Source organism: Suipraeoptans intestinalis (genome assembly GCF_009696485.1).
GTDB lineage: Bacteria > Bacillota > Clostridia > Lachnospirales > Lachnospiraceae > Suipraeoptans > Suipraeoptans intestinalis.
On sequence record NZ_VULY01000038.1, the window covers coordinates 14,351 to 41,010 of the forward strand.

Below are 26,660 nucleotides of genomic sequence, written 5' to 3' on the forward strand. Positions count from 1 at the left end.
AATGAAAATAATTGGAATTACCGGGGGAATAGGCTCCGGCAAAACAAAAGTTATGGAGTATTTGCAGGAGACGCAGGGAGCAGTGATCTGCAGGACCGATGAGGTGGGAAGAAAGCTGCAGCGAAAAGGAACGTCTTGCTTTCAGAAAATCGTGGAGACTTTTGGAGAAGAAGTTCTGAATACAAAAGGCAGCCTGGACAGAGAAAAGCTGGCAGAAATTGTTTTTTCCCAGGAAGAAAAGCGAGAACGACTAAACAGTATCGTTCATCCGGCGGTAAAGGAAGAGGTTCTGAAAAAGATAGAAAAAGAAAGAAAGAAGGGAACGGAGATTTTTCTTTTGGAATCTGCTCTTTTGATAGAAGACAGCTATGAACAGATTTGTGACGAACTGTGGTATATTTATGTAGAATCTTCCATCAGGCGAAAAAGACTGGTATATACCAGAGGATATACAGAAGAGAAGATCGAAAAAATCATGGCGGCTCAGCTTCCCAAACAGAGTTTTCTGGACCACTGCAATCGCGTGGTAGACAACAGCGGAAGCTTTGCCGAAACGATCCAGCAGCTGGAACAGATTATGAAAGACTTGACAGAAAGGCAGACAAAGTCATGAGGTTATGCAGTATTGCCAGCGGAAGCAGCGGGAATTGTATTTACATAGGAGATTCCAGAACGCATCTTCTGGTAGATACGGGGATCAGTAAAAAAAGAATAGAGGAAGGGCTTTGCCGGGTAGGGGTCAAAGGAGAAGAAATAGCGGGGATCCTGGTAACGCACGAGCACTCGGATCACATTCAGGGACTGGGGGTGTTCAGCCGCAGATATGAGGTTCCTATCTATGCCACGAGAGGTACGATCGAAGGGATCAGAAGGTGCAAAAGCCTGGGAACGATCCCGGAAGATCTGTTCTGCGAGATCCGGGAGGAGGAAAGCTTTACCATAGGGAGTCTGGAGATTTATCCCTTTCCCATCTCACATGATGCAAGGGAGCCGGTGGGATACCGGGCCGGCAGCGCCGGAAAATCTGTGGCGGTAGCTACAGACCTGGGAACCTACGATGAGAAAACGGTTCAGTACTTAAGCGGGCTGGATGCCGTTGTGCTGGAGGCGAACCACGATACCCATATGCTGGAGGTGGGTCCTTATCCGTACCATCTGAAGCAGCGGGTACTGGGAGAGCGGGGACACCTTTCCAACGAAGTGTCGGGAAGGCTTCTGTGCGATATCCTGCACCGTGATCTGAAGCAGGTGGTGCTGGGGCATCTCAGCAAGGAGAACAATTATGAGGAGCTGGCTTACGAAACGGTAAAGCTGGAGGTTACAATGGGAGAAAATCCTTATAAAGGAGACGAAATCCCCCTGATGGTGGCAAAGCGGGATGAGATTTCTCCCACAATAGAAGTATAAAGAGGATTGTACAATGAATAAGATTGCAGTAATAACAGACAGTAACAGCGGAATCACTTTAAAAGAAGCAAAGGATCTGGGGATCTTCATGATCTCTATGCCGTTCTATATCGAAGAAGAGGTGTTTTTTGAAGAACTTACCCTGTCACAGGAAGACTTTTACAAGAGGCTGACGGAAAACGCATCGATTTCTACCTCCCAACCGTCACCTGCTTCTGTAAAAGAGGTCTGGGAAAAGGCGCTGGAGGAATATGACGAGATCCTTCACATCCCTATGTCCAGTGGGCTGAGCGGTTCCTGCGAAATGGCCATGATGCTGGCAGAATCCTACAGGGGAAAAGTACACGTACTGGATAACCAGAGGATCTCTGTCACACAGAGACAGGCGGTTTATGACGCCGTCCACCTGATTGAGAAAGGAAAAAACGCACAGGAGATCAAAGAGATCCTGTTGCGGGAAAAGCTGGAAGCCAGCATCTATATTACGGTAGATACGTTAAAATATCTGAAGAAGGGAGGCAGAGTCACACCGGCGGCAGCTGCACTGGGAACAGTGTTAAATGTCAAACCGGTTCTGTCGATACGGGGAGAAAAGCTGGATTCCTTCGCAAAGGTAAGAGGCTGGAAATCTGCCAAAAAGACCATGCTGGATGCTATGGAAAAAGACATTCGGGAAAGGTTCCAGGGAGAGGTGCATTTGATGGCGGCATATACCGGATCGGAGGAGGAAGCGCTTTCCTGGAAGAAGGAAGTGGAGGACAGATTCCCCGGATATGAGGTGCAGATGGATCCCCTGTCCTTGAGTGTTGCTTGCCACATCGGACCGGGAGCGTTGGCTATTGCCTGCAGCAGGAAGGTAAAAGAGCTGAATTAGTGGAGCAGGGGCCTTTTGTATTCGGAAAGATAAGGGGTGCCGTACTTTTGCTGTATTACGCTTCCGTAGAGGTTAGAAGCGAAAATTTCTTTTTCCAACAGTTTTTTTCCTGTCTCTGTCAGAGAATCTGCCTGGGAAAGGCGAGACAGAACAGGGATAGAAGAAGTCTTATTTAAAAGAGAAAGAACAGGAGCAGAGCCTTTCTTCACGCCCAGCACACGGGCGTAAGGGGGCTCTTTTTTTACCATATCAGTCTCTTCCCGGGTAATGCCAAGAAGGACGGCCAGAAGACAGCGGCGGATCCGCCCCAGTGTCATCTCCTTGGAATGCAGGAGAGCACAGAAAGCCTCCAGTGTGTCGTAAGCGTCCAGATGGTTTAGGATCCTTCTGGCCAGATCCGGTGTGATGTCCCGGTATCGACACAGAGATTCCTCTGTTTCCTGCAGCAGGCGGTACCGGAGTGCAGGAGAGAAATCCTCAAAAGCAACAGGATATTGCAGGTGGAACTGGGATTGAAGCATCCGGAAAGCAAATGAGGGCATCTGGCGGCAGATCCGGGAAAAGTTTGGGGCATCGTCTCCGGATAGCTGCATCCGGATGGAGGTGGCGGATCCAAAGCCATCCACCTCCTCCAGCTGATGGTAACCGGCACCCTCCCGGGCTATGGTAAGAGGGAGAATGGAACTGTTGCTTCGAAAAAGTGCCTTCAAATACTCGATCCCAAGGATGTTGTTGGGTGAGCTTAGGAGACAGGGAGTCTGATCCCCCTCCTTCAGATAATCGCGCAGAGCCAGCTGGCGGGCTTTGGGGAAGGAATTGCCCTCCTTTACATAGGAAGAGAGGAGGTGGCGATATGCGTCAGGCTCCTCTGCCAGGGTACGGGCGAGGGAAGACAAAGCGGCCAGATCCCCGGATTCACTTCCAAAGGACAGAACGTCCACACAGCCGAGGGCATTGAAAAGAGAGATTCCTCCTTCAGCAAAAAACTCGGCGCTTCCGGTGGCACAGGGAAGAGGAAGCTGGATCACCAGGTCCGCTCCTGCCTCAAGAGCCATGGAAGTCCGCAGGTATTTGGAAAGAAAAGCGGGAGTTCCGCGCTGTACGAAGTCCCCGCTCATCAAAGCAATAACGGCATCTGCACCGGAAAGCTTCCGGGTCTTTTCCAGATGGTAAAGATGTCCGTTATGGAAAGGGTTGTATTCAACGATCACTCCTGCTACTTTCATGATAATCTCCTTGTATATCTTACTGAAATTGATTATACTATAAAAGAATTTGGTATGCAATGTACGGGGAAAGGGGGATACATGGGATGGAAGAAACATATACGGATGTGCCGGCAGAAGAAAAAGAAGAGAGCATTGACTATCTGGAAGAGCGAGAAGAGCTGACAGGCCAGAGGATCCGTGATATGCTAGAACAAAAACAGTACAAAGAGCTGAAAGAAGAGCTGGAGCATAACATGTACCCTGTGGATCTGGCGGAGATCTTGGCAGAATTTGACCAGAAGCAGATGGTGATGGTATTTCGGCTGCTGGCCAAGGAAGAGGCGGCAGAGACCTTTGCTTATATGAACAGCGATATGCGGGAGGTTCTGATCAATGCCCTGACAGATTCTGAGCTGGAAGAGGTCATGGAAGAGATGTATCTGGACGACACGGTGGACGTGCTGGAGGAAATGCCGGCCAATGTGGTGGACAGGCTTCTGATGGCGACCAACGAGGAGACCAGGGTCCAGATCAATCAGCTGCTGCAGTACCCCGAAGACAGTGCGGGAAGCATCATGAACGTGGACTATATCGCCCTGCGGAAGGATATGACAGTGGCGGATTCCATCCTTAAGATCCGTCAGGTGGGTCTGAACCGGGAGACCATCTATACCTGTTATGTGACAGAAAAGAGGAAGCTGATCGGACTGGTGGACGTCAAAGAGCTTCTGACTACCAGTGAATCAAAGACCATAGAAGAGATCATGGAGACCAATACCCTCTATGCATATACTACGGACGACCAGGAGGATGTGGCAAGAACTATCACCAAGTATGGATTGATCGCCTTGCCTATTGTGGATCATGAAATGTGCATGGTGGGAATCGTTACCGTTGACGACGCCATGCTGGTTTTGCAGGAGGAGGAAACGGAGGACATCAGCATCATGGCGGGTGTCAGCCCTAACGAAGAAACCTATTTCGGTACAGGGGTATTTAAACATGTACGGGGACGTATTCCATGGCTTCTGTTTCTGATGCTGTCGGCAACTACGACACAGATGATCATGAACCACTATGAAAAAGCGCTGGCCGTTATGCCACAGCTGGCAGGATTCATTCCCATGCTGATGGGAACGGGGGGAAACTGCGGTTCTCAGAGCTCGACCCTGGTGATCCGCGGGATCGCCGTGGGAGAGATCGAATTCAAGGACATCGGAAAGGTCATTTTTAAGGAGGTCAGGGTTGCGCTTCTGGTGAGCGCTGCCTTGTCGGTGGTAAACGGACTGCGGATCCTTCTGATGGGACAGGGGGACCCCATGATTGCGGTAACCATCGGAGCGACCATGGCATGCACCATCGTGATCGCCAAGATCGTGGGAGGAACGTTGCCGCTTCTGGCAAAGAAGATCGGCCTGGATCCGGCCATCATGGCAACGCCGCTGATCTCCACTCTGGTGGATACTAGCACGGTGACCGTCTACTTTATGATCGTCAGCGCAGTGTTCAAAATGTGAAAGACATCACGAAAAATTGTACGTGAAAATAGACAGGAAAGACCTTGTTTGCAAGGTCTTTTTGTACTATAATGACGATAGTGATAAATTATGAAAGGAGTCTATTGAACATGGGATTCATAGATGAGATCAAGGCAAAAGCCAAATTGGGGAAGAAGACGATCGTGCTTCCGGAGACAGAGGATATCAGGACATATGAAGCAGCGGAGGCTGTGCTGAAAGAAGGAACAGCCAATCTGATCCTGGTAGGGAGCGAGGAAGAGATCGCAAAGAACAAAGGAGATTTTGACATCACCGGCGCTGTTATCGTAGATCCAAAGACCTACGCCAAGACAGACGCCTACGTAGAAAAGCTGGTGGAACTCAGGGAAAAGAAAGGGATGACGCCGGAGAAGGCAAGAGAACTGCTTCTGACGGATTATCTTTATTACGGAGTGATGATGGTGAAAATGAAGGATGCCGACGGGATGGTTTCGGGAGCGTGCCATTCCACCGCAGATACCCTGCGTCCCTGCCTTCAGATCCTGAAGACAAAGCCGGGCGTGAAACTGGTATCCGCCTTTTTCGTTATGGTCGTTCCGGATTGTGATATGGGAGCAGACGGAACCTTTATTTTTGCAGATTCAGGACTGGAACAGAATCCGGATCCGGAGAAGCTGGCAGCCATCGCGCTTTCTTCAGCGGAGTCTTTCGCCCTGCTGACAGACAAGGAGCCCATCGTGGCAATGCTGTCTCACTCCACCAAAGGAAGCGCAAAGCACGCAGATGTGGACAAGGTTCTGGAAGCTTTACGGATCGCCAAAGAGAATGCGCCGGAAGGACTGCTTTTGGACGGAGAGCTCCAGTTGGATGCGGCCATCGTTCCGGAAGTGGGAGCCTCCAAGGCTCCGGGAAGTCCCGTGGCAGGGAAGGCCAACGTACTGGTATTTCCGGATCTGGATGCCGGGAACATCGGGTATAAGCTGGTACAGAGACTGGCAAAGGCAGAGGCTTACGGACCTCTGACACAGGGGATCGCAGCTCCGGTCAACGATCTGTCCAGAGGATGCAGTGCAAAGGATATTGAAGGTGTAGTAGCGATTACAGCCGTTCAGGCAATGGCTGAGGCTTAAAAAGAAAAGAGAGGGATTTAGTCATGAATGTACTGGTAATTAACTGCGGAAGTTCATCTTTAAAGTTTCAGTTGATCAATTCACAGTCCGAGCAGGTGTTGGCCAAGGGGCTGTGCGAGAGGATCGGGATTGATGGAAGCCTTACCTATCAGCCGGAAGGGCAGGATAAGATCAAGGAAGCGAAGGCGATGCCTACGCATACAGAGGCGATCCAGTTTGTGATAGAGGCTCTGACAGATCCGGCAACGGGAGTCGTAAAGGATCTGAAAGAGATCGGGGCGGTGGGACACCGTGTGGTACACGGAGGAGAGGCGTTTGCAAGCTCCGTTGTGATCACGGAAGAGGTTCTGGCAGCGATCGAGGACTGCAATGATCTGGCTCCGCTGCACAACCCGGCCAACCTGATCGGGATCCGGGCATGTATGGAACTGATGCCGGGAACGCCTATGGTGGCGGTATTTGACACAGCGTTCCACCAGACGATGCCGGAGAAGGCATATATGTACGGACTTCCATATGACTACTACAAGAATTACAAAGTAAGAAGATACGGATTTCATGGAACAAGCCACAGCTTTGTGTCAAAAAGAGCGGCAGAGATCTTCGGAAAACCCTGTGAAGAAGTAAAGACGATCGTGTGTCATCTGGGGAACGGTGCCAGCGTGTGCGCAGTGGACGGCGGCAAGTCGGTAGATACCTCCATGGGACTGACGCCTCTGGAAGGGCTGGTTATGGGTACAAGATCCGGAGATATCGATCCGGCGATCCTGGAATTTCTGGCGAAAAAAGAAGGCCTGGATATCACTGGACTGATGAATATGCTGAACAAAAAATCGGGTGTATTTGGACTTTCCGGCAATCTTTCCAGCGATTTCAGAGATCTGGAGACAGCTGCCGATGAAGGAAATCCTTTGGCGAAGGCAGCGCTGGAAGTATTTGCTTACAGAGTGGCCAAGTATGTGGGAAGCTATGCGGCGGCCATGAATGGGGTGGATGTGATCGCATTTACCGCAGGAATCGGAGAGAACGCAAGCATTGTTCGTGAGATGGTGCTGGAATATCTGGGATACCTGGGCATCACTTTGGATAGCGAAGCAAATAAGGGCAGAGGGAAAGAAATCCGGATTTCCACGGAGGATTCTAACGTACTGGTAATGGTGATCCCCACCAATGAAGAACTTGCGATCGCAAGAGAAACAGTAGCGCTGGTCTAGTCTGAACAAAGCGGTTGAAGACGTCATCTGGGCGCTGCAGGGATCGCTTCCGTTTCGTGGAATTATGTGTTGACAAAACAAATTTACATGATATAATTGTTTAGGTATGAATAGGAGTATTGCATTATGATAGTAAACCTATCCAGCGTTTTATCTGAGCCACATCAGCCGCTTCGGGTAACAGTTGACTGGAAGGACGATGAGATTGTCGCTTTTGGCGGGCATTTTCCGCTGAGAGGGCCGTTTGTGACCGAGATTCAGGTGACATACGACGGCGGGCATGACGTGTCCGTTTCAGGGAAGGGAAGTTTCAAGGCAGAGATTCCCTGTGACCGCTGTCTGGAGCCGGTGGAGAAAGAGATGTTCCTGGATTTTCAAAAGAAAGTGACTGTCAGCAAGGATGGCGGAAAAGGAACAGAGGACTCGGATGAGATCAATTATATTGAAGGGTATAACTTTGACGTAGAGCAGCTGATCTGCAACGAGTTATTAGTAGGGTGGCCGATGAAAATTCTATGTAGCGACAACTGCAGGGGAATTTGTAATGTGTGCGGTCAGAACTTGAACGAGGGAGTTTGTGACTGCGAATCCACAGGGCTTGATCCCAGAATGTCAGTTATCCAAGATGTTTTTAAGAATTTTAAGGAGGTGTAACCTATGTCGATCTGTCCAAAGAATAAATCTTCTAAAGCAAGAAGAGATAAGAGAAGAGCAAACTGGAAGATGAGTGTGCCGAATCTGGTAAAATGCAGCAAGTGCGGTGAACTGATGATGCCTCACAGAGTTTGCAAGGCTTGCGGTTCTTACAACAAAAAGGCTATCGTTACGGTAGAGCAGTAGGATCAGGCAGCTGATAAAATCTACACAATCTCAGGACTTTCACAATTTTGTGGAGGTCCTGTTTCGTTTGTAAAGAAGTATTGCTTTTTCAGATAATGTTTAGTAAAATGATTTCGAGCAACGTCAGGAGGAAGAAATATGTCAGACATTACACGGATTGCACTGGATGCAATGGGAGGAGACAACGCACCGACTGAGATGATAAAGGGCGCCGTATGGGCGGTCAATGAAAATGCCGATATGAAGGTGTTTCTGGTAGGCAAAGAAGAGATCTTAAGAAGGGAGCTTCAGAAGCAGACCTACGATCCGGAAAGGATCGAGATCGTCAACGCAGATGAGGTGATCGAGACGTCGGAACCTCCGGTAAATGCCATCCGCCGGAAGAAAGACTCTTCCATCGTTGTAGGGATGAAGATGGTTCGGAACAAGGAGGCAGACGCATTTGTGTCCGCCGGAAATTCCGGAGCGGTTCTTGTGGGTGGACAGGTTTTGATCGGAAAGATCAAAGGTGTAGAAAGAACCCCGCTTGCTCCGTTGATCCCTACCAAAGACGGAGTCAGCCTGCTGATCGACTGCGGAGCCAATGTGGATGCCAGATCTTCTCACCTGGTTCAGTTTGCGCAGATGGGATCCATCTATATGGAGCATGTAGTCGGGATCAAAGATCCCAAGGTGGGGATCGTCAATATCGGGGCAGAAGAAGAAAAGGGCAATGCATTGGTGAAAGAGACCTTTCCTCTTCTGAAAGAAGCGAAAGGGATCCGGTTTATCGGGAGCGTAGAATCCCGGGAGATACCAAGGGGGCAGGCAGACGTGATCGTCTGTGAAGCTTTTGTAGGGAATGTCATCCTGAAGCTTTATGAGGGAGTAGGATCTGTGCTGATCCAGAAGATAAAGGAGGGGCTATTGTCTACCTTTATCAGTAAAGTGGGAGCTGCACTGGCAAAACCGGCGCTGAAGTCTACACTGAAAAGCTTTGATGCAAGTGAGCACGGAGGAGCGCCCATGCTGGGGCTGCAGGGACTGGTGGTAAAAACCCACGGCAATGCGAAGGCAAAAGAGGTGCGGAACACCCTGAAACAGTGTGTTCTGTTTAAAAAGCAGAAGATTGATGAAAAAATCAGAGAATGTATCCAGAATAGGGAAGAGGCTGCCGAATAGATGAACAGGGCAGGACTACACTCGGGAAAGAGACAGGTTCAAGATCTGTACAGTACAAAGAGAGAAGGAGAGGACGAATGGAACTGGAAAAAGTAAAAGGGATTATTGCGGATGTATTTAACATTGATGAAGATACCATCACGGAGGATACGACTTTTGTAGACGATCTGGGAGCAGATTCTTTGGATATTTTCCAAATCATTATGGGGATCGAAGAGACGTTTGATATTGAGATCAACAATGAAGATGCGGAAAAGATCGTGACAGTCGGCGATGCAGTGGAACAGATAAAGCTGGCAACCAATAACTAGGCGAGGATCTGAAAAGCCCATCAGGGGCTTTTTCCTTTTATGAGGTCAAATATGGATCGACTAAGAACATTAGAAGAAAAGATCGGCTATGGATTTAAAAATCCTGTATATTTGAGACAGGCACTGACACACAGCTCCTGTGTTAATGAAAGCCGGCTTTCAAAAGAAGAATGCAATGAAAGGCTGGAGTTTTTGGGTGACGCTGTTTTGGAGCTGATCTCCAGCGAATTTCTTTTTTTGAAGTACAGGGATCTGCCAGAAGGAAGTCTGACCAAGACTAGGGCAAGCCTGGTGTGCGAACCGTCTTTGGCATACTGTGCAAGGCAGATTGATCTGGGAAACTTCCTCTGCTTGGGAAAAGGAGAGGAAGGTAGCGGAGGACGCGAAAGAGAGTCCATTATCTCCGACGCCATGGAAGCGCTGATCGGAGCGATCTACCTGGATGGCGGACTTGAAAAGGCCAGAGAGTTCATTCACAGATATATTTTGTCCGGATCGGAAAACAGAGAATTGTTTTTAGACAGCAAAAGTATTTTGCAGGAGATGGTTCAGGCAAAGCTGAAGCAGGACATTACCTATCGGCTGCTGACAGAAGACGGACCGGATCATGCCAAAGTGTTTAAAGTGGCGGTTTTTGTGGGAGACACAGCCTGGGGAAAAGGATCGGGAAAGACCAAGAAGCGGGCAGAACAGGAGGCGGCATATGATGCAGTGCTCCGATTGCGAGAGAAATAGAGTGGGTAGCGTATGTATTTAAAAAGCATTGAAGTGCAGGGATTTAAGTCCTTCGCAAATAAGATCAGGTTTGAATTTAATAACGGGATCACCGGGATCGTAGGACCGAATGGAAGTGGAAAAAGCAATGTGGCGGACGCTGTACGCTGGGTTCTGGGAGAACAAAGGGTCAAACAGCTGAGAGGCGGAAGCATGCAGGATGTTATCTTTTCCGGCACAGAGAACCGGAAGCCTCTCAGCTATGCGGTCGTGTCCATTACGCTGGACAATTCGGATCACCAGCTTCAGACGGAATTTGAAGAGGTAACGGTGACGCGAAAGATCTACCGGTCCGGGGAAAGTGAGTATCTGATCAATGGCAAGCAATGCCGTTTGAAAGATGTAAACGAGCTTTTTTATGATACCGGAATCGGAAAGGAAGGCTATTCCATTATCGGACAGGGGCAGATCGATAAAATACTCAGCGGGAAACCGGAGGATCGCCGGGAACTGTTCGATGAGGCGGCAGGGATCGTCAAATTCAAGCGAAGGAAGAGCATCTCCCTAAAGAAGCTGGAAGAAGAACGTCAGAATCTGGTTCGTGTCCGGGACATTTTACAGGAATTGGAAAAGCAGGTAGGGCCCTTGAAAAAGCAGTCAGAGACAGCCAGAGAGTATCTAAAGAAAAAAGAAGTCCTGAAAAAATATGAGATCAACCTGTTTTTGCTGGAATCAGATGCGCAGAACAGAAAACTGGCTGAGCTGGAAAAAACGCTGGAACTGGTCAAAGAGGAGTCTTCCAAGGCGGAACAGCAGTATGCCTCCATGAAGGAGGAATATGAGGCGGTAGAGGAACAGACGGATGAAGTGGAAGCTTCTTTGGAATATGCGAAAAATCAGCTGAACGAAACCCATCTTCTCAGACAGCAGCTGGAAAATAAGATCGAGCTGCTAAATGAACAGATCAGAAGCGCCAGACAGAATGACAGGCATTATGAGACCAGGGTTTCTGCGGTCATGGAGGAACTTCAGCAAAAGAGACAGCAGGAAAAAGAGCTTTTAAAAGAGGAGGAAGACCTTTCCGGCAAGCTGAAGGAAAAAAGGGAAGAAGGAGAACGGGCGCAGGAAGCCCTTCTGCTGGTCCAGACGGATCTTTTGGCAGTGGCCAATAAGATCGATGAGAATAAAAGCAGGATCATGGAGATACTGAACCACAGGGCGTCTACCAGGGCAGATATTCAGAAATTTGACACCATGCTGGAACAAATCCAGGTGTCGAAAGCCAGACTGCAACAGCAGGTGATCCGCTCAGAAAGTGATCGGCAGGAGCTGCTGGAACAGCGCAAAGGCTTTCAGGAGCAGGCGGAAGTAGTGACAGAAGAGATCCGGCAGTTGTCCGAAGAAAACGCAGGTCTGGAAGAGGAGGTTGCCAGGCTGCAGAAGGAACTGGGAGATCAGACCGAGAAATTCAGGATCGGGCAGACAGCCTACCACAGAGAAAAGTCCCGACTGGAATCCCTCAAAAACATTACGGAAAGATACGACGGCTATGGCAACAGTATCCGCAAGGTCATGGAACAGAAAGAAAAAGAAGCAGGACTTCTGGGAGTGGTGGCGGATATTATAAAAGTGGAAAAAGAGTACGAAACCGCCATTGAGACGGCGCTGGGCGGCAGTATCCAGAACATCGTAACCAGGGACGAGGCGGTAGCCAAACGGATGATCCAGTATCTGAAGAAAAACCGTTTGGGAAGAGCTACATTTCTTCCTCTGACCGGGATCCGGGAGCATGCGCCTGCCAGGACGGAGGTTGCAAAGGAAACCGGCGTGATCGGAACGGCAGATACCCTGGTGACGGCGGATAAGGAATACACGTCTCTGATCAGATACCTGCTGAGCAGGACCTGGGTAGTGGATACCATAGACAGAGGGATTTCCCTGAACAGAAAATACAAGCAATCTCTCCGCATCGTAACGCTGGAAGGAGAACTTCTGAATCCAGGAGGCTCCCTGACGGGAGGCGCCTACAAAAACAGTGGGAACCTTCTTGGGAGAAGACGGGAGATCGAAGCGTTCGAAAAGACGGTGGATCAGTTGAGAAGAGAGATGGATGCACTGGAAAATGAGATGGAGGCTATCCGCAGGAAGAGAGGCGGCTGCTACGGAAGGATGGAGGAGATCTCGGAGGCGCTTAAAAAGCTGTTTGTATCACAGAACACTGCAAAGATGCAGGTCAGTGGGATAGAGGCACAGATGGAGGGCGCCAGACAGACATTGGAGACAGCGCAAAAGGAGCTGGAAAAATTAAGTCGGGACAGGCAGCAGATCGGGGAAGATCAGGAATCTATCCGTCTGGAGCTGGAAACCTCCACAAGTCTGGAGGCATCCTTAGAAGAAGAGATCCGGGAAAATACCTTGTTGCTGGAAAAAGAAAAAGAAAAAGAATCCGCCATGCAGAAGCAGGTAGAGGAAATGGGATTGCTGGTAGAAAAGCTTCGGCAGAAGCATCATTTTTCCAGAGAAAATCTTTCCCGGATCCGGGAAGAGCTGGAAAAATTTTCCAGAGAACTGGAAGAACTGGGGCAGGGAAGAGGAAAGCATCAGGAAGAAGTGCAGGAAAAAGAAACACAGATCCGGGACCTGCAGCAGACGATCGCCGACTCTCTGGATCTGCAGAAGGAAGTAGAAGAAGAGATAGACAGATGCAAAAAGCAGAAGGAAGATCTGCTGCAGCAGAACAAGGACTTTCTCCAGAAAAGAGAAGACCTGTCCAGACATATGGCAGAGCTGGATAAGGAGGCTTTCCGGCTGGAAAGCCAGAAGGAATCCTGTGAGAACCAGATAGAAAGCCGGATCAATTATATGTGGGAGGAGTACGAGCTGACCTACCACAATGCGCTGGAACTGCGGGATGAAAGCCTCAGTGAGCTGTCTGACATGAAAAAAACGATTCAGGAGATCCGAAACGAAATCCGCAGGCTGGGAAATGTCAACGTCAATGCCATTGATGAATACAAGAGCGTGTCAGAGCGGTATGAATTCCTGAAAGAGCAGCATGACGATCTGATTGAGGCGGAAAAAACACTGGAGCAGATCATAGAAAGCCTGGATACGGCAATGAAGAAACAGTTCAAAGAGCAGTTTGCCAAAATCGCGTCGGAGTTTGATCTCGTCTTTAAGGAGCTGTTCGGCGGAGGAAGGGGAACGCTGGAGCTTCTGGAAGAGGAAGATCTTCTGGAAACCGGAATCCGGATCATCGCACAGCCGCCGGGGAAAAAGCTGCAGAACATGATGCAGCTGTCGGGAGGAGAAAAGGCGCTGACAGCCATTTCTTTGTTGTTTGCCATTCAGAACCTGAAACCGTCTCCCTTCTGTCTTTTAGATGAGATCGAGGCGGCCCTGGATGACAATAACGTAGGACGTTTTGCAAAATATCTGCATAAGCTGACAAAATATACGCAGTTTATCGTCATCACTCACAGAAGAGGTACGATGACGGCGGCGGACCGGCTGTACGGAATTACCATGCAGGAAAAAGGAGTTTCGGTTCCGGTATCTGTCAGCCTGCTGGACAAGGAACTGACGGGATAAGGAGGAAGGCATGATGACAGAGGAAACAAAGGGAGAGGAAAAACGGGAAGAAAAGCCGGGATTTTTCAAACGGCTGGTTTCCGGTCTGACAAAGACCAGGAATAACATCGTAGCGGGAATGGAAAGCATCTTCAGTGGATTTTCCCAGATTGATGAAGAGTTCTATGAGGAACTGGAAGAACTTTTGATCATGGGAGACCTGGGAGTGACAGCCACCTATGATTTGCTGGAAGATCTGAAAAAAAAGGTGAAAGAACGGCATATCAAGGAACCGGCGCAGTGCCGGGAGCTTTTGATCGAAAGCCTGAAAGAGCAGATGGGAGGAGAGGCCGACTACGCATTTGAATCCCGCAGATCCGTGGTTCTGGTGATCGGCGTCAACGGCGTGGGAAAGACCACCACCATCGGAAAACTGGCAGGACAGCTGCGCCGGCAGAATAAAAAAGTGGTTCTGGCGGCAGCAGATACGTTCCGGGCAGCGGCAGGAGAACAGCTGTCCGAATGGGCAAGGCGGGCGGATGCAGAATTGATCGCAGGGCAGGACGGATCCGATCCGGCAGCGGTGATATATGATGCAGTAGCGGCGGCCAAATCCCGGAAAGCGGACGTTTTGATCTGTGATACGGCAGGAAGGCTTCACAACAAAAAAAACCTGATGGAGGAGCTGCGAAAAATAAACCGGATCATAGACCGGGAATATCCGGATGCCTTCCGGGAAACACTGGTAGTCCTGGATGCCGCTACAGGCCAGAATGCGCTGCAGCAGGCAAAAGAGTTTTCGGAGGTGGCAGATGTTACGGGAATCATATTGACCAAGATGGATGGTACCGCTAAAGGCGGGATCGCCATCGCCATCCAGTCGGAGCTGGGGATTCCGGTAAAATATATCGGGGTGGGAGAATCGATAGAGGATCTGCAGAAATTTGATGCGGATTTATTTATAAAAGCGTTGTTTGACACGGGAAAAGCGGAGTAGAAGGAGGAGACGACTATGTTGACATTGGAAAAATTTGAACAGGCAAGTGAATTGGTGAAAAACGTCACGATTCCCACAAAGCTGGTGTACAGCGAATATCTCAGCAGACAGACGGGCGGAAAGGTATTTCTGAAGCCGGAAAATATGCAGTATACAGGAGCATATAAAGTGAGAGGCGCCTATTATAAGATCAGCACGCTTTCAGAGGAAGAGCGGGCAAAAGGGCTGATCGCCGCTTCTGCGGGAAACCACGCACAGGGAGTTGCTTATGCGGCTTCCCAGTTCAACTGTCATGCAACCATTGTCATGCCTACGATTACTCCACTGATCAAAGTCAACCGTACCAAAAACTATGGAGCAGATGTCGTGCTTTATGGAGATGTTTATGATGATTCCTGTGCGTACGCGAAAAAACTGGCGGAAGAGAAAGGATATACGTTTGTCCATGCATTTGATGACCTGGCGGTTGCCACAGGGCAGGGAACCATTGCCATGGAGATCGTGCAGGAGCTGCCCACCGTAGATTACATTCTGGTTCCGGTAGGGGGAGGCGGACTGATCACGGGAGTATCTACCCTGGCAAAGATGCTGAATCCTAAGATCAAGGTGATCGGAGTGGAGCCGGCAGCGGCGGCCAGTATGACGGCGGCTATCAAAGCCGGAAAGCCGGTTACCCTTCCCAGCGCCAATACCATTGCGGACGGGACAGCAGTGAAGCACGTGGGGGATGCTCTTTTCCCCTATGCCAAGGAGAATATCGATGAGATCATTCTGGTGGAAGATGACGAGCTGATCGGAGCCTTTTTGGATATGGTAGAAAATCATAAGATGGTAGTGGAAAATTCAGGGCTTTTAACGGTGGCCGCTCTGAAAAAAATGGATCTGAAGGGAAAGAAAGCCGTTTCCATCCTAAGTGGCGGAAATATGGATGTGATCACCATGTCCTCCATTGTTCAGCACGGACTGATCCAGAGAGACAGGATCTTCTCCGTTTCTGTCCTGCTTCCGGACAAGCCGGGAGAACTGGTACGTGTAGCTGCCACGATCGCAGATGCACAGGGGAACGTGATCAAGCTGGAGCATAATCAGTTTGTCAGCACAAACAGAAATGCGGCGGTAGAGCTTCGGATCACCATGGAAGCATTTGGAACGGAGCACAAGCATCAATTGATGAAAGCGTTGGAAAAAGAGGGATTTTCCCCGAGGGAGATCGGAGCCAAATTATACTAAGAGAATCCGGGCGGGATGAAACCTTCTGCAAAGTGCATTCCGACGACGATGTGAAGGGCTATTATCGGGGGCATGCTCTTCACGGAATCCCTGTAGGGAGGGAGCACGGAACGGTAACGTGGTGTTAAACAGGAAGCAACAAGACCATCAGCAAAATGCTGGTGGTTTTTTCTATGCAAAAAAAGAACATGCTGGAGATAAACGTTTGAAAGGATGAGCCGAAATATATTACAAGAACCTATCCGCCTTAAAAACCATATTGACAATAATTGTATCATTGTATACAATTATACAAAATAAACTGGTAAGAAATAAAGGAGAGTCTGTGTCATGATGGAAGAAAGAAAAGTGTATTTAGACAAGCATACCAATTTACTGCAGCTGGAAGAGCATATGTATCCGTTGGTGGAAGTCAGTCAGCCAAACGTATTCCGTAATCTGTTCCGTTATGATGAGATTCCCAAGATCGCGTTCAATGACAGGATCGTGCCCCACAGCATGCCGGATGAGATCTGGATCACAGATACCACATTCCGGGACGGACAACAGTCCCGGGCGCCCTATAGCACGGAGCAGATCGTAACCTTGTTTGACTATTTCCATAAACTGGGGGGACCAAACGGAAAGATCCGGCAGTCGGAGTTTTTCCTTTACAGCAAAAAGGACAGGGACGCCGTGTATAAGTGCATGGAAAGAGGGTATCAGTTTCCGGAAGTGACCAGCTGGATCCGGGCCAGTAAAAAGGATTTTCAACTGGTAAAGGATATTGGACTGAAGGAGACAGGAATCCTGGTCAGCTGTTCGGATTATCATATTTTTTATAAGCTGAAAAAGACCAGAAGAGAGGCGATGGAGCACTATCTGTCGGTGATACGGGAATGTCTGGAAACAGGGGTGAGTCCCAGGTGCCACCTGGAGGACATTACCCGGTCCGATATTTACGGCTTTGTGATCCCCTTCTGTCTGGAGCTGATGAACCTGATGGAGGAATATCAGATCCCCATTAAGATCCGTGTGTGCGACACCATGGGATATGGGGTGAATTATCCGGGAGCAGTGATCCCAAGATCGATCCCCGGCATCATCTACGGACTTCGGGTTCATGCAGGAGTGCCCAGCTCCCTGATCGAGTTCCACGGCCACAATGATTTTTACAAGGCGGTCAGCAATTCCACCACAGCCTGGCTTTACGGGGCAAGCGGAGTCAATTGTTCTCTGTTCGGGATTGGAGAAAGGACGGGAAATACGCCGCTGGAAGCAATGGTGTTTGAGTACGCACAGATCAGAGGGACGCTGGATGGTATGGATACGACAGTTATCTCGGAGCTGGCAGATTATTATGAGAAGGAGATCGGGTACCGGGTACCTTCCAGAACACCTTTCGTGGGCCGGAATTTTAATGTGACAAGAGCGGGGATCCATGCGGACGGCCTGCTGAAAAATGAAGAGATCTACAACGTGTTTGACACGGATAAATTTTTGAATCGTCCGCCCCTGGTAGCTGTTTCCAACACCTCGGGACTGGCAGGGATCGCGCACTGGATCAACTGCTATTTCCGGTTGCCCAGGGAAGTGCACGTGGATAAAAGCAGTCCCCTGGTATGTGCCGTAAAAGAGTGGGTGGATAAAGAGTACGAGGAAGGAAGAGTGACGGTTCTGACAGATGGGGAACTGGTGGAAGTGATCGAAGAACTTTGCAGAAAGAACGGGTGGAAGAGTCCGGCGGAACCGGTTCAGGAAGCATAATCCAGTAAAAACAACAAAGATCAGATAAAGGAGTATGTCATGGAAGAATATCAAGACCATTCTTTGAGAGGGAAGGTGTTTCAGCAACTGCGGGAGAGGATCCTGACGGGACAGTACCAGGAAAAGGACGAACTGCGGGAGATTACCATCGGAGAAGAACTGGGAGTCAGCAGGACGCCGGTAAGAGAGGCATTAAGGCAATTGGAACTGGAGGGACTGGTGGAGATCGTTCCCAACAAAGGAGCCTTTGTGATAGGGATCTCCCCAAAAGACGTGGCGGACATTTACCAGATCAGATCTCTTTTGGAAGGGATGTGCACCAGATGGGCAACCTTTCATATTACGGAGAAACAGATAGAGGAGCTGGAAGAAATCGTGATGCTTTCGGAATTTCATCTGAAAAAGAAAGAAGGAAGCCAGGCCTCCCAGGTTTCCCACCTGGACGGCAGATTCCATCAGATCCTGTACGAAGCTTCCGACAGCAGGATCATGCGGCACGTTCTGACGGATTTTCATCGGTATGTACAGATGGCAAGGACCAGATCTGTGAAGGAGACGGACCGGGCAGAAAAATCCATCCAAGAACACAAAGAAATCCTGGAGGCAGTTAAGCAAAAAGAGGCAGACCGGGCGGAAAAACTGGCCAATGCACACGTTCTTCATGCCATGGAGCATCTGGATATGAAATGGGAGAAGGAAGAAGAGACGCCGGATCAGTCCGGCCGCTAGTGGCAATGCAAACCGGATACAGACAGAAGGAGAAAGCAAATGGAAAAGATAAAAATGAACCAGCCGATCGTAGAGATGGACGGAGATGAGATGACAAGGATTCTGTGGGAGATGATCAAGGAACATCTGCTTCATCCCTTTTTGGAATTGAATACGGAATATTACGATCTGGGACTGGCACATAGAGATGAGACAGACGACAAGGTTACAGAGGCATCTGCCCTGGCCACGAAAAAGCACCGGGTGGCAGTAAAATGCGCCACCATCACACCGAATGCAGCCAGAGTAGAAGAGTACGGACTGAAGGAGATGTGGAGAAGCCCCAATGGAACGATCCGTGCGATGTTGGACGGTACGGTCTTCCGGGCGCCCATTGTGGTAAAAGGGATTGAACCCTGCGTGAAAAACTGGAAACAGCCCATTACCATTGCCCGTCATGCTTATGGGGACGTCTATAAAGGTGTGGAAATGAAGATTCCGGCAGCAGGAAAAGCAGAGCTGGTCTACACGGCAAAGGACGGAAGCCAGATGCGGGAAGTGATCCATGAATTTGCAGGAGAAGGTATCCTGCAGGGAATGCACAACTGCCGCAAGTCCATTGAAAGCTTTGCAAGAAGCTGCTTTACCTACGCCCTGGACACTAGACAGGACCTCTGGTTTTCCACCAAGGATACCATTTCTAAAAAGTACGATCACACATTTAAAGATATTTTTCAGGAAATATTCGATGCGGAATACAAGGAACGGTTTGAGAAAGAGAAGATCACCTATTTTTATACGCTGATCGATGATGCGGTGGCAAGAGTGATGAAGTCAGAAGGCGGATATATCTGGGCCTGCAAAAATTATGACGGCGATGTGATGAGCGATATGATCTCTTCCGCATTTGGATCCCTGGCAATGATGACCTCCGTTTTGGTGTCTCCCGACGGCTGCTACGAATATGAGGCAGCCCATGGAACCGTACAGCGCCACTACTACAAACATCTGGCAGGCGAACAGACATCTACGAATTCGGTGGCGACGATCTTTGCGTGGACAGGCGCTTTGCGAAAAAGAGGAGAACTGGATGGAAACAAAAGACTGATGGAGTTTGCAAAAAAGCTGGAGGAAGCCACCTTATCCACCATTGAAAAGGGAAAAATGACAAAGGACCTGGCACTGATTACGTCTTTGGAGGATGTGACGGTGCTGGACAGTGAAGGGTTTATCCGGGAAGTAAAACGGACACTGGAGGGGCTTTTGTAGGCGCTCCTTCGGATGACCAAAGGGACATCAGCCGGTCAAAATAAAACGAAATACAGAAAATAAAACCCCCTTTTTACAGCTTGGATCTGACGGAAGCTTCCAGTCAGGCTGTAAAAAGGGGGTTTTAAAAATCAGAGGGAAGCTTCTTCCAGTTCCTCCCATCGGACGTAAAGGGCTTCCAGCTGCTCCTGCAAAGAGGCATGTTCCGTTGCCAATTCCTGACACAAAACAGAGTTGGTAAAATTCTCTTCCAGCGTCATAAGGTGGTCGATCTCCTCGCAGCGAGCCTCCAGCTCCATGATAGCCGTCTCTGTCTTTTGCAGATCGTTCTGACGCTTTCGTTCCCTGGCCTGTAGCTCTTTTTGTTCCTGCCAGGACAGACGGGATCCGGAAGAAGAGGCGGGGGAGGAAGAAACGGAAGAAGAGATCTGCTCCAAAGCAGAGCTCTGCTGCGCCTTTTTCTCCAGATAGTAATCGTAATTTCCCAGATAATTATGGAAACTGCCCTCAGAAAGCTCCAGAATGCGGGAAGCCGTCTGATTGATAAAATACCGGTCATGGGAAACAAACAGGAGGGTGCCGGTATAATCGTTGAGGGCCTGCTCCAGAATCTCCTTGGAGGTGATGTCCAGGTGGTTGGTAGGCTCGTCCAGAATGAGGAAGTTTGCCTCGGAGAGCATCAGCTTGGCCAGGGATACCCGTCCTCTTTCCCCGCCGCTGAGCGCGGAGATCTGTTTGAACACATCGTCGCCGGTAAACAGAAAGGCAGCCAGCACGTTGCGGATCTTTGTCCCGGTAAGGGAAGGATAGGCGTCGGATATCTCTTCAAATACAGTCTTGTCCATGTGAAGTACATGATGCTCCTGGTCATAGTAGCCGATCTTTACCTGGGATCCCAGAAAGAATTCTCCCCGGTCTGCTTCTACGACCCGGTTTAAAATCTTCAGAAGAGTGGTTTTTCCTGTTCCGTTTCCGCCTATGACGGCGACATGTTCCCCTCTCTTTATCTGAAAATCCACATCGGCAAACAGAGGCTGAGAGGGATAGGCCTTGGTCAGTCCGGAAACTGTCAGTACGTCGTTCCCACTGAGGATGGAAGGCTCCAGCTTCAGATGCATGGAAGCAGAAGGGTCTGCGGGTTTTTCAAGAGGCGTGATCCTGTCCAGCAGTTTTTCCCGGCTTTCCGCACGTTTGATGGATTTTTCCCGGTTAAAGGAACGCAGTTTTTCAATCACGGCTTCCTGGTGTTTGATTTCCTGCTGCTGCTTTAGATACTCTTTTTTCCGGGCTTCGATCCGGTCCCTTTTTTTGGCGGCGTACAGGTCATAGTTGCCGGAATAGACAGAAAGGGAGCCGTGATCCAGATCAATGATCTTAGAGACGGTCCGATTCAGAAAATACCGGTCATGGGAGACGATCAGGACGGCACCCGGACAGCCGCTTAGGTAGGATTCCAGCCATACCACGGAATCCAGATCCAGATGGTTGGTGGGCTCATCCAGAAGAAGAAGATCCGGTTTGGACAAAAGCAGCTTGCCAAGGGCTACGCGGGTTTTCTGCCCCCCGGACAGGGAGGCTACCGGTTTTTCAAATTCCTCTTCTGAAAAGCCCAGTCCCTTCAAGACCCCGGTGATCTCGCTTTCACAGGCGTAGCCGTTCTGGCGTTCAAAGGACTCTACCAGACGGTGGTAATGCTCCAGACGATCCTGCAAAGCGCTGCCGGAAAGGTGCTTTAATTCCTGCTCCACCGTCCGGATCGTTTCTTCCAGTTGAAAAATATGAGCTTTGGCCAGGCGCACTTCCTGATAGATGGTAGCCCGGCTTTCCATGGCCTGATGCTGGGACAGGTAGCCTAAGGTTTTTCCCTTCGCAAGGATAACGCTTCCGGAATCGGCAGAGATCTCTCCGGTCAGGATTTTTAAAAGAGTAGACTTTCCGGCGCCGTTGGGTCCTACAAGGGCGGCCTTTTCATGGTCTTCTATGTGGAAAGAACCTTCGGAGAGAATACGTTGTTCCCCGAAGGATTTTGTAATCTGATGACATGCCAAAAGCATGGATATCCCTCGTTTCTGCTGTGAGATTTCACGGTAAAACAGCTATTTTATTATAACGGATACCGGAGAAAATACAACCCAAAAAGTTTGACTTTGACAATGGAATTCTATATGTTGGTTTTAGAATGAAATCGTAAGGACTTAAATAGTTTTTACGATTTCATTTTTTTTGAGAAGAGTGAAATCTATCGTTCTTTGATAACAGAATGATAGTGCTATGGGTGATATATAGATGGTAAGCAATAGACCATTTATGCGTAACGTATTACCGAAAGGATTGCAGGAACTACCATAGAGAACCACTACAAAAAAATGACAGAAGCTATAACAAGAGGGGCAAAGCGCTCCTCTTTTTTTACAACAGATCTTTAAGGAGAAAATAATTATGTTGTATAACACGATTTTTTTACTTAGAGGAAAACGATATGTAACGTTATCTGAATTTAAAAAGCTTGAGCAGTACAATACGATCTTAGGGGATCTGTCAGATCCTGAAGAGCTGATGAGATGGAATGCCAGTGAAGAAGCAGCTGCAAGGGAAGAATTGGCGAAGCATAAATGTATGTATAATTTAAGCAATTTGGATCATATTTGCATAGAGGAATATGCATTGTATCGCTGTAAATGTGAGGATGATGAAGATTGGACTGATTGTTCAGAGGATTGTGGCTATGAGTTTGCGGAAACCGTTAAAATCGGAGTGGAGGATAAATCTTTTGAAGAGCAATGGCTAAAGGATTTTTTGATGTAAAAGAGAAAAGGCTTTAATGAAGGAAAGAAGAAATGGCAAAAAGTCAATGGAAGATAGAGTTCAATGAAACAGGACACCTTGAAAAGGTTGGGATTGAAATCCCGTCTTTTAGAGGGAAGAATGTTACAAAGGATATATTGGAACGTATTAGATACCTGGACTACTTGATTAGTGGTATTAAGAGGGATCAGGAAGCATATTTTGATTCCTATGACCATGATATAACGGAGTATGTTGGATACTTTAAATTCTATTTTGAACGTCTGGAAAATGAAGAGGTGATGGAGAAAATCCGGGTAGATGTAGGTGATGGATTAAGTCTGAATGAAGAGAACTATAGATATATAGAATCTTTTTTGGAAGAGTAGAGAAAAACCAATTGTGGAGGAAATAATGGAGAAAAAAGCAGCTGAATTGTTGGCGTGTAGGAAAGAAAAGGGACTTACACAAAGTCAGATGGCAGAGATTTTGCATATTGGAGAAAGAAGCTATCGAAGATATGAAAAAGGAGAAAGGGATGTTCCTGATCTTGTGTATGAGATATTTTTGAAGTGGAAAGAAAGCATGGGTTATGTTTACAACGAACGAAAGAAAAAAGAATGGCGAAAAGATGAACTTTTATGTCCGTACAAGGTGAAAACTATTTCACGGGGAAACGGAGTAATGACGCAGTTTTTTTTGCGGTGTGTAAAGAATAAATGTGCTTTGTGGGATGGAACGGGTTGCCGGGGAAAATCCTGAAAGAAACTTGCGAATTATCGCTGGATTTGGTAGGATAATGGCGAGGAAAGAGGACGAGTGAACCATGAGTGGGAAAGGAAAGGTGATCTTAAAGTGAAAGGTCAATTATCTAAGGTTTTGGAGACTTGGAAGGGGTATTCTAAGAAACGAAAAGGAGCTGTCATAGGAGCCTTTTTTCTTGTGCTTTTATGTGGCGGTTATGGAGTGTATGCGGCTTCTGGTTTTGAGACAGAAGGATTTTCGGAAGAAAAGAAGATGGCGTTGGATAAGAAACAGACGGAAAAGAAGGCGTCTGATCAAAAAAAGAACAGCGTGAAAAAGACAGATGAGCCAAAAGAGATAAACGAAAAGAAGGAGAACAAGGACACAGAGCAGAAAACAGGATCGGAAGCCGAAAAAGAAACGGATTCTAAAAAGAAAGCCCAAAAGGATGATTCTTCAGAAGCAAAAGAGGATAGTCGATCTTCTAAAGCGGAAACAGCAAAGAAGCAGGAAGAAAAGAAGGTGGCTTCAGCAGCGACTACTTCCAAAGAGGAAAAGAAAAGGGAATGGGTACCTCCGGTATATGAAACCATTACTCATCCGGAAGAGGGACATTATGAGACGAAGGTGATCGTTCCGGCATATGAAACACAAAGACAGGTAGGAACTTATGTATTGTCTAGTGACGGGGCAACTTTTTACGGGGAAGACGCTGTATTACAGTGGGGTGAGTATGCGCAGTCTAAAGGAAGAGGTTCCAATGTAACGTCATATTCTACACAACCGTTATGGGAAACGTACACGGTTCCTGCTGTGACGGAGCAGGTTTGGGTGGTAGATAAAGCTGCCTGGGTAGAGAACAAATTAGTAAAAGAAGGGTATTATAAATAATTCATGAATATGTCAAAAAGGAACAGAAAGAGCTGTTCCTTTTTTGATGGAGAAAAGCAGAGAAAGGTAGTTGGACATCATGGAATTATTGGAGTATTTAGGTAGAAATGTTGTAAGATTGAGAGAAAAAAAGGGAATGGAACAAAAGGATCTGGCTCTGCTTTTGGAGAGATCACCTTCTACGCTTTGTAGCTTAGAAAAAGGACGTGTATATCCTCATTTTTCTATGGTGGAGCGATTGCAAAGGATTTTTGAAGTGGATGTATTGGAATTACTTGGTTCTGAAGAAGAGATTGAGTTATGGAAAAGTGTACAGTTGTTTCAGAAGTTGCTGGTGTATGAAGGGCAGTTGCGAAGGTTTAGTGAAGCCGGAGAAGGGGAAAAAAGAGAGGAAGCGAAGTCATTATTGTATGCGCTTATGATTTTACGGGAAGCAATGAATGGTGTGTTAGAAAAACGATTGTATGAGCTGTTAAGTTAAAAAGATAAAAAAGTAGATCCTAGATAAGTGAATGGAGGAAGAAAAGTGAAACAATGGAAACGGTTAGCAGCACTGATGTTGTCGGTGGTGCTTTTTACATCATCTTTTGCAGGGAACGTATTTGCCAGTGAAACGGATACGGTTTCTATCGGAGGAGTGGAGATTCCAAAAGGTTTGGAATCGTATGTGGGAAATGGGCGAAAAGATGTTTTGAAGAAAAAAGTCGGCTTAGGAGTGCAGGAGATACGGTGAGAGTGACACCGGGAGGATCTGAAGCGTATGGCTCCTGGTTTACCAATCGATTTACGGTGACTACTCCGGAAGGAAGTTTTGTAGGATTTTGTGCGGAACCAAATTCAGGAACGCCTAGCGGAAATTTTAGTGCGTCTATTTTGAACAATGATTTAATCAAATGGTGTTTGATAAAGTACATAAAAGACCCTAGCACATTTAACCTGGGGCATACGTCATATTATGCATCTCTTCATGCAATTATAGGATACATATATGTTGGACAGACCACAGGATTGTCTTCTGGGGATGTACAGAATATTTCAAATTTTTTGAATGGTTCAATTGGTAAATATATCCGGAATCAGATTGCTGCGAATCAAGTTTTGTTTGAAGATGGCACCAGTGCTGCTTTAAGTGATTATGAATGTTATGTGGCTCTCAATAATCTACAGGATATCGTATGGGTACAGGAGTCACCTAGAGGGGAGCTGCGGTTAAAAAAGGTGTCCGCAGATCCTGGTATGACAGAGGGAAATAATTGCTATTCTTTGGAAGGAGCGGTGTATAAGGTCTACTTGATGGATGGAGTGACGGAGGTAGGAGAGTTTATAACAGATCGGGAAGGCGAGACTACACCGCTGTCACTTAAAGTGGGGAATTATCTGGTAAAGGAAATACAGGCTCCGAAGGGATATGCCTTAGATCAAAAGAGCTATGTTGTGTCTATTTCCTCAAAGGCGGTGACCTGGGTGAATGGAGATGTGGTAAAGGATGTTCCACAAAATGACCCGGCTATCGTGTGGGTTGGAAAAATTGATTTGGAAACGACACAAAATCTGCCGCAGGGAAGTGCTTCTCTTGCTGGGGCAAAGTTTCAAATTAAGTACTATAAAGGGTTATATGACACGGATCCAGCAGAGCAGGGAATCCAGCAGAGCGGCAGTGGGTGTTATCAACGAATGAAAACGGATTTGCACAAATGGAAAGAAGTATGTGATTTCTGGAGATGAATTTTATTTGGATAGTGCCGGAAGAGTTACTTTACCTCTTGGAACAGTTACGATTCAGGAGATTGAGCCACCGAAAGGGTATCTGTTGAATGATTCCACCCGTGTATGTACGTCAGGTAAGAGAAGATGGAAATGTGGAGTCGGTAGAAACCTATGATCGTCCCGTGATTCAGGAAGAGGTGATCCGTGGCGGTGTTCAGATTGCCAAGTGGGATCAGGAAACACAGAAGGGGAAACCACAGGGAGCTGCCACGCTGGAAGGAGCGGTATTTGAGATCGTGAATCAGAGCGATCAGACTGTGAAGGTGAATGATATAGTATATCAGCCGGAGAAGTGGTATATACAATCCAGACGGATCAAAATGGGTTTGCAGCTACCGCTTCTGATCAGCTACCGTATGGAGATTATGTAATCCGGGAGAAGGAAGCACCGAAAGGGTATCTCAAGAAGGGTGTTTTGGAACGATCTTTTAAGATCCGGAAAGAGGGTGTGATAGTAGATCTGACGGATAAGGAAGGGACGATTCAGAATCAGCCGATCCGAGGAGATCTGGAAGGGATCAAGGTGGAAGATGGAAGTCTGAAGCGGATGGCAGGAGTTGCTTTTTCTATTACGTCTAAGACAACGGGAGAGTCCC

The 26,660-nt window shown here is 48.0% G+C and carries 28 protein-coding genes; 26 read left to right on the forward strand and 2 right to left on the reverse strand.

Annotated elements, in window-relative coordinates; translation table 11 throughout:
• Position 1 precedes the first annotated feature (1 nt).
• The 3 genes from coaE to FYJ34_RS12180 are packed head-to-tail and all read left to right on the forward strand — an operon-like array spanning position 2 to position 2,281.
• Positions 2-613, forward strand: a complete 612-nt coding sequence (gene coaE, locus FYJ34_RS12170) for a dephospho-CoA kinase (RefSeq protein ID WP_154478965.1) — start codon at positions 2-4, stop codon at positions 611-613.
• Positions 610-1,407, forward strand: a complete 798-nt coding sequence (locus FYJ34_RS12175) for an MBL fold metallo-hydrolase (protein ID WP_154478966.1) — start codon at positions 610-612, stop codon at positions 1,405-1,407. Before coaE ends, FYJ34_RS12175 begins: the two co-directional genes overlap by 4 nt.
• A 13-nt stretch (positions 1,408-1,420) precedes the next feature.
• The gene (locus FYJ34_RS12180; RefSeq protein WP_154478967.1) at positions 1,421-2,281 is read left to right on the forward strand and encodes a DegV family protein; all 861 of its coding nucleotides are present in this window, start codon (positions 1,421-1,423) and stop codon (positions 2,279-2,281) included.
• Here the strand turns inward: FYJ34_RS12180 and FYJ34_RS12185 are convergent.
• Positions 2,278-3,507 (reverse strand): nucleotidyltransferase, encoded by a 1,230-nt coding sequence (locus tag FYJ34_RS12185; protein ID WP_173017126.1) that lies wholly within the window; start codon positions 3,505-3,507, stop codon positions 2,278-2,280. The two genes, FYJ34_RS12180 and FYJ34_RS12185, sit on opposite strands and share 4 nt — an antisense overlap.
• 185 nt (positions 3,508-3,692) lie before the next feature.
• Here FYJ34_RS12185 and mgtE point away from each other — a divergent pair, with 185 nt between their 5' ends.
• The 14 genes from mgtE to FYJ34_RS12255 all read left to right on the forward strand — a co-directional run bounded on the left by mgtE (position 3,693) and on the right by FYJ34_RS12255 (position 19,878).
• Positions 3,693-5,006 carry a magnesium transporter gene (gene mgtE / locus FYJ34_RS12190; RefSeq protein WP_416389725.1) on the forward strand — a complete coding sequence of 438 codons (1,314 nt, stop codon included), beginning with the start codon at positions 3,693-3,695 and terminating at the stop codon, positions 5,004-5,006.
• Positions 5,007-5,116: 110 nt separating this feature from the next.
• On the forward strand, positions 5,117-6,118 hold the full coding sequence (pta, locus tag FYJ34_RS12195) for a phosphate acetyltransferase (RefSeq protein WP_154478970.1): 1,002 nt from the start codon (positions 5,117-5,119) through the stop codon (positions 6,116-6,118).
• Positions 6,119-6,141: 23 nt separating this feature from the next.
• Positions 6,142-7,332: an acetate/propionate family kinase gene (locus FYJ34_RS12200; RefSeq protein WP_154478971.1), complete on the forward strand. Its 1,191-nt coding sequence runs from the start codon at positions 6,142-6,144 to the stop codon at positions 7,330-7,332.
• Between the two features lie 126 nt (positions 7,333-7,458).
• Positions 7,459-7,986, forward strand: a complete 528-nt coding sequence (locus tag FYJ34_RS12205) for a YceD family protein (protein WP_154478972.1) — start codon at positions 7,459-7,461, stop codon at positions 7,984-7,986.
• A 3-nt stretch (positions 7,987-7,989) separates the two neighbouring features.
• On the forward strand, positions 7,990-8,172 hold the full coding sequence (rpmF, locus tag FYJ34_RS12210; RefSeq protein WP_154478973.1) for a 50S ribosomal protein L32: 183 nt from the start codon (positions 7,990-7,992) through the stop codon (positions 8,170-8,172).
• A 138-nt stretch (positions 8,173-8,310) separates the two neighbouring features.
• Positions 8,311-9,333 (forward strand): phosphate acyltransferase PlsX, encoded by a 1,023-nt coding sequence (gene plsX / locus FYJ34_RS12215; RefSeq protein ID WP_154478974.1) that lies wholly within the window; start codon positions 8,311-8,313, stop codon positions 9,331-9,333.
• Between the two features lie 77 nt (positions 9,334-9,410).
• Complete coding sequence (gene acpP / locus FYJ34_RS12220) at positions 9,411-9,644, forward strand: acyl carrier protein (RefSeq protein WP_154478975.1); 234 nt, start codon at positions 9,411-9,413, stop codon at positions 9,642-9,644.
• A gap of 51 nt (positions 9,645-9,695) precedes the next feature.
• Positions 9,696-10,379, forward strand: coding sequence for a ribonuclease III (gene rnc, locus FYJ34_RS12225; protein ID WP_235899542.1), 684 nt, complete (start codon positions 9,696-9,698; stop codon positions 10,377-10,379).
• A gap of 12 nt (positions 10,380-10,391) precedes the next feature.
• Positions 10,392-13,949, forward strand: coding sequence for a chromosome segregation protein SMC (smc, locus tag FYJ34_RS12230; protein WP_154478977.1), 3,558 nt, complete (start codon positions 10,392-10,394; stop codon positions 13,947-13,949).
• Positions 13,950-13,962: 13 nt separating this feature from the next.
• Positions 13,963-14,925, forward strand: a complete 963-nt coding sequence (ftsY, locus tag FYJ34_RS12235; protein WP_154478986.1) for a signal recognition particle-docking protein FtsY — start codon at positions 13,963-13,965, stop codon at positions 14,923-14,925.
• A 15-nt stretch (positions 14,926-14,940) separates the two neighbouring features.
• Positions 14,941-16,155 (forward strand): threonine ammonia-lyase, encoded by a 1,215-nt coding sequence (gene ilvA, locus FYJ34_RS12240; protein ID WP_154478978.1) that lies wholly within the window; start codon positions 14,941-14,943, stop codon positions 16,153-16,155.
• Positions 16,156-16,488: 333 nt separating this feature from the next.
• Positions 16,489-17,901 carry a beta/alpha barrel domain-containing protein gene (locus tag FYJ34_RS12245; RefSeq protein WP_154478987.1) on the forward strand — a complete coding sequence of 471 codons (1,413 nt, stop codon included), beginning with the start codon at positions 16,489-16,491 and terminating at the stop codon, positions 17,899-17,901.
• 39 nt (positions 17,902-17,940) lie between these two features.
• Positions 17,941-18,630: a GntR family transcriptional regulator gene (locus FYJ34_RS12250; RefSeq protein WP_154478979.1), complete on the forward strand. Its 690-nt coding sequence runs from the start codon at positions 17,941-17,943 to the stop codon at positions 18,628-18,630.
• A gap of 39 nt (positions 18,631-18,669) precedes the next feature.
• A complete protein-coding gene (locus FYJ34_RS12255) occupies positions 18,670-19,878 on the forward strand; it encodes an NADP-dependent isocitrate dehydrogenase (protein WP_154478980.1) in 1,209 nt (402 codons plus the stop codon).
• A 131-nt stretch (positions 19,879-20,009) separates the two neighbouring features.
• Here the strand turns inward: FYJ34_RS12255 and FYJ34_RS12260 are convergent, their stop codons facing one another.
• Positions 20,010-21,932 carry an ABC-F family ATP-binding cassette domain-containing protein gene (locus FYJ34_RS12260; protein WP_154478981.1) on the reverse strand — a complete coding sequence of 641 codons (1,923 nt, stop codon included), beginning with the start codon at positions 21,930-21,932 and terminating at the stop codon, positions 20,010-20,012.
• 385 nt (positions 21,933-22,317) lie between these two features.
• Between FYJ34_RS12260 and FYJ34_RS12265 the strand changes: the two genes are divergently transcribed.
• The 9 genes from FYJ34_RS12265 to FYJ34_RS15635 all read left to right on the forward strand — a co-directional run.
• On the forward strand, positions 22,318-22,683 hold the full coding sequence (locus tag FYJ34_RS12265) for a hypothetical protein (RefSeq protein WP_154477199.1): 366 nt from the start codon (positions 22,318-22,320) through the stop codon (positions 22,681-22,683).
• Positions 22,684-22,715: 32 nt separating this feature from the next.
• Positions 22,716-23,051: a hypothetical protein gene (locus tag FYJ34_RS12270; protein WP_154477200.1), complete on the forward strand. Its 336-nt coding sequence runs from the start codon at positions 22,716-22,718 to the stop codon at positions 23,049-23,051.
• Positions 23,052-23,076: 25 nt separating this feature from the next.
• Positions 23,077-23,424 carry a helix-turn-helix domain-containing protein gene (locus tag FYJ34_RS12275; protein WP_154477202.1) on the forward strand — a complete coding sequence of 116 codons (348 nt, stop codon included), beginning with the start codon at positions 23,077-23,079 and terminating at the stop codon, positions 23,422-23,424.
• A 93-nt stretch (positions 23,425-23,517) separates the two neighbouring features.
• Positions 23,518-24,297, forward strand: coding sequence for a hypothetical protein (locus tag FYJ34_RS12280; RefSeq protein WP_154477204.1), 780 nt, complete (start codon positions 23,518-23,520; stop codon positions 24,295-24,297).
• A gap of 79 nt (positions 24,298-24,376) precedes the next feature.
• Complete coding sequence (locus FYJ34_RS12285; protein WP_154477205.1) at positions 24,377-24,778, forward strand: helix-turn-helix domain-containing protein; 402 nt, start codon at positions 24,377-24,379, stop codon at positions 24,776-24,778.
• A 45-nt stretch (positions 24,779-24,823) separates the two neighbouring features.
• Positions 24,824-25,030 carry a hypothetical protein gene (locus FYJ34_RS12290; RefSeq protein WP_154478982.1) on the forward strand — a complete coding sequence of 69 codons (207 nt, stop codon included), beginning with the start codon at positions 24,824-24,826 and terminating at the stop codon, positions 25,028-25,030.
• Positions 25,027-26,022, forward strand: a complete 996-nt coding sequence (locus FYJ34_RS14740; RefSeq protein WP_154478983.1) for a SpaA isopeptide-forming pilin-related protein — start codon at positions 25,027-25,029, stop codon at positions 26,020-26,022. Before FYJ34_RS12290 ends, FYJ34_RS14740 begins: the two co-directional genes overlap by 4 nt.
• 89 nt (positions 26,023-26,111) lie before the next feature.
• The gene (locus tag FYJ34_RS12300) at positions 26,112-26,435 is read left to right on the forward strand and encodes a hypothetical protein (RefSeq protein WP_154478984.1); all 324 of its coding nucleotides are present in this window, start codon (positions 26,112-26,114) and stop codon (positions 26,433-26,435) included.
• Positions 26,357-26,660: prealbumin-like fold domain-containing protein (locus tag FYJ34_RS15635; RefSeq protein WP_416389724.1), on the forward strand; the 304-nt coding region annotated here is incomplete at its 3' end. The genes FYJ34_RS12300 and FYJ34_RS15635, both read left to right, overlap by 79 nt.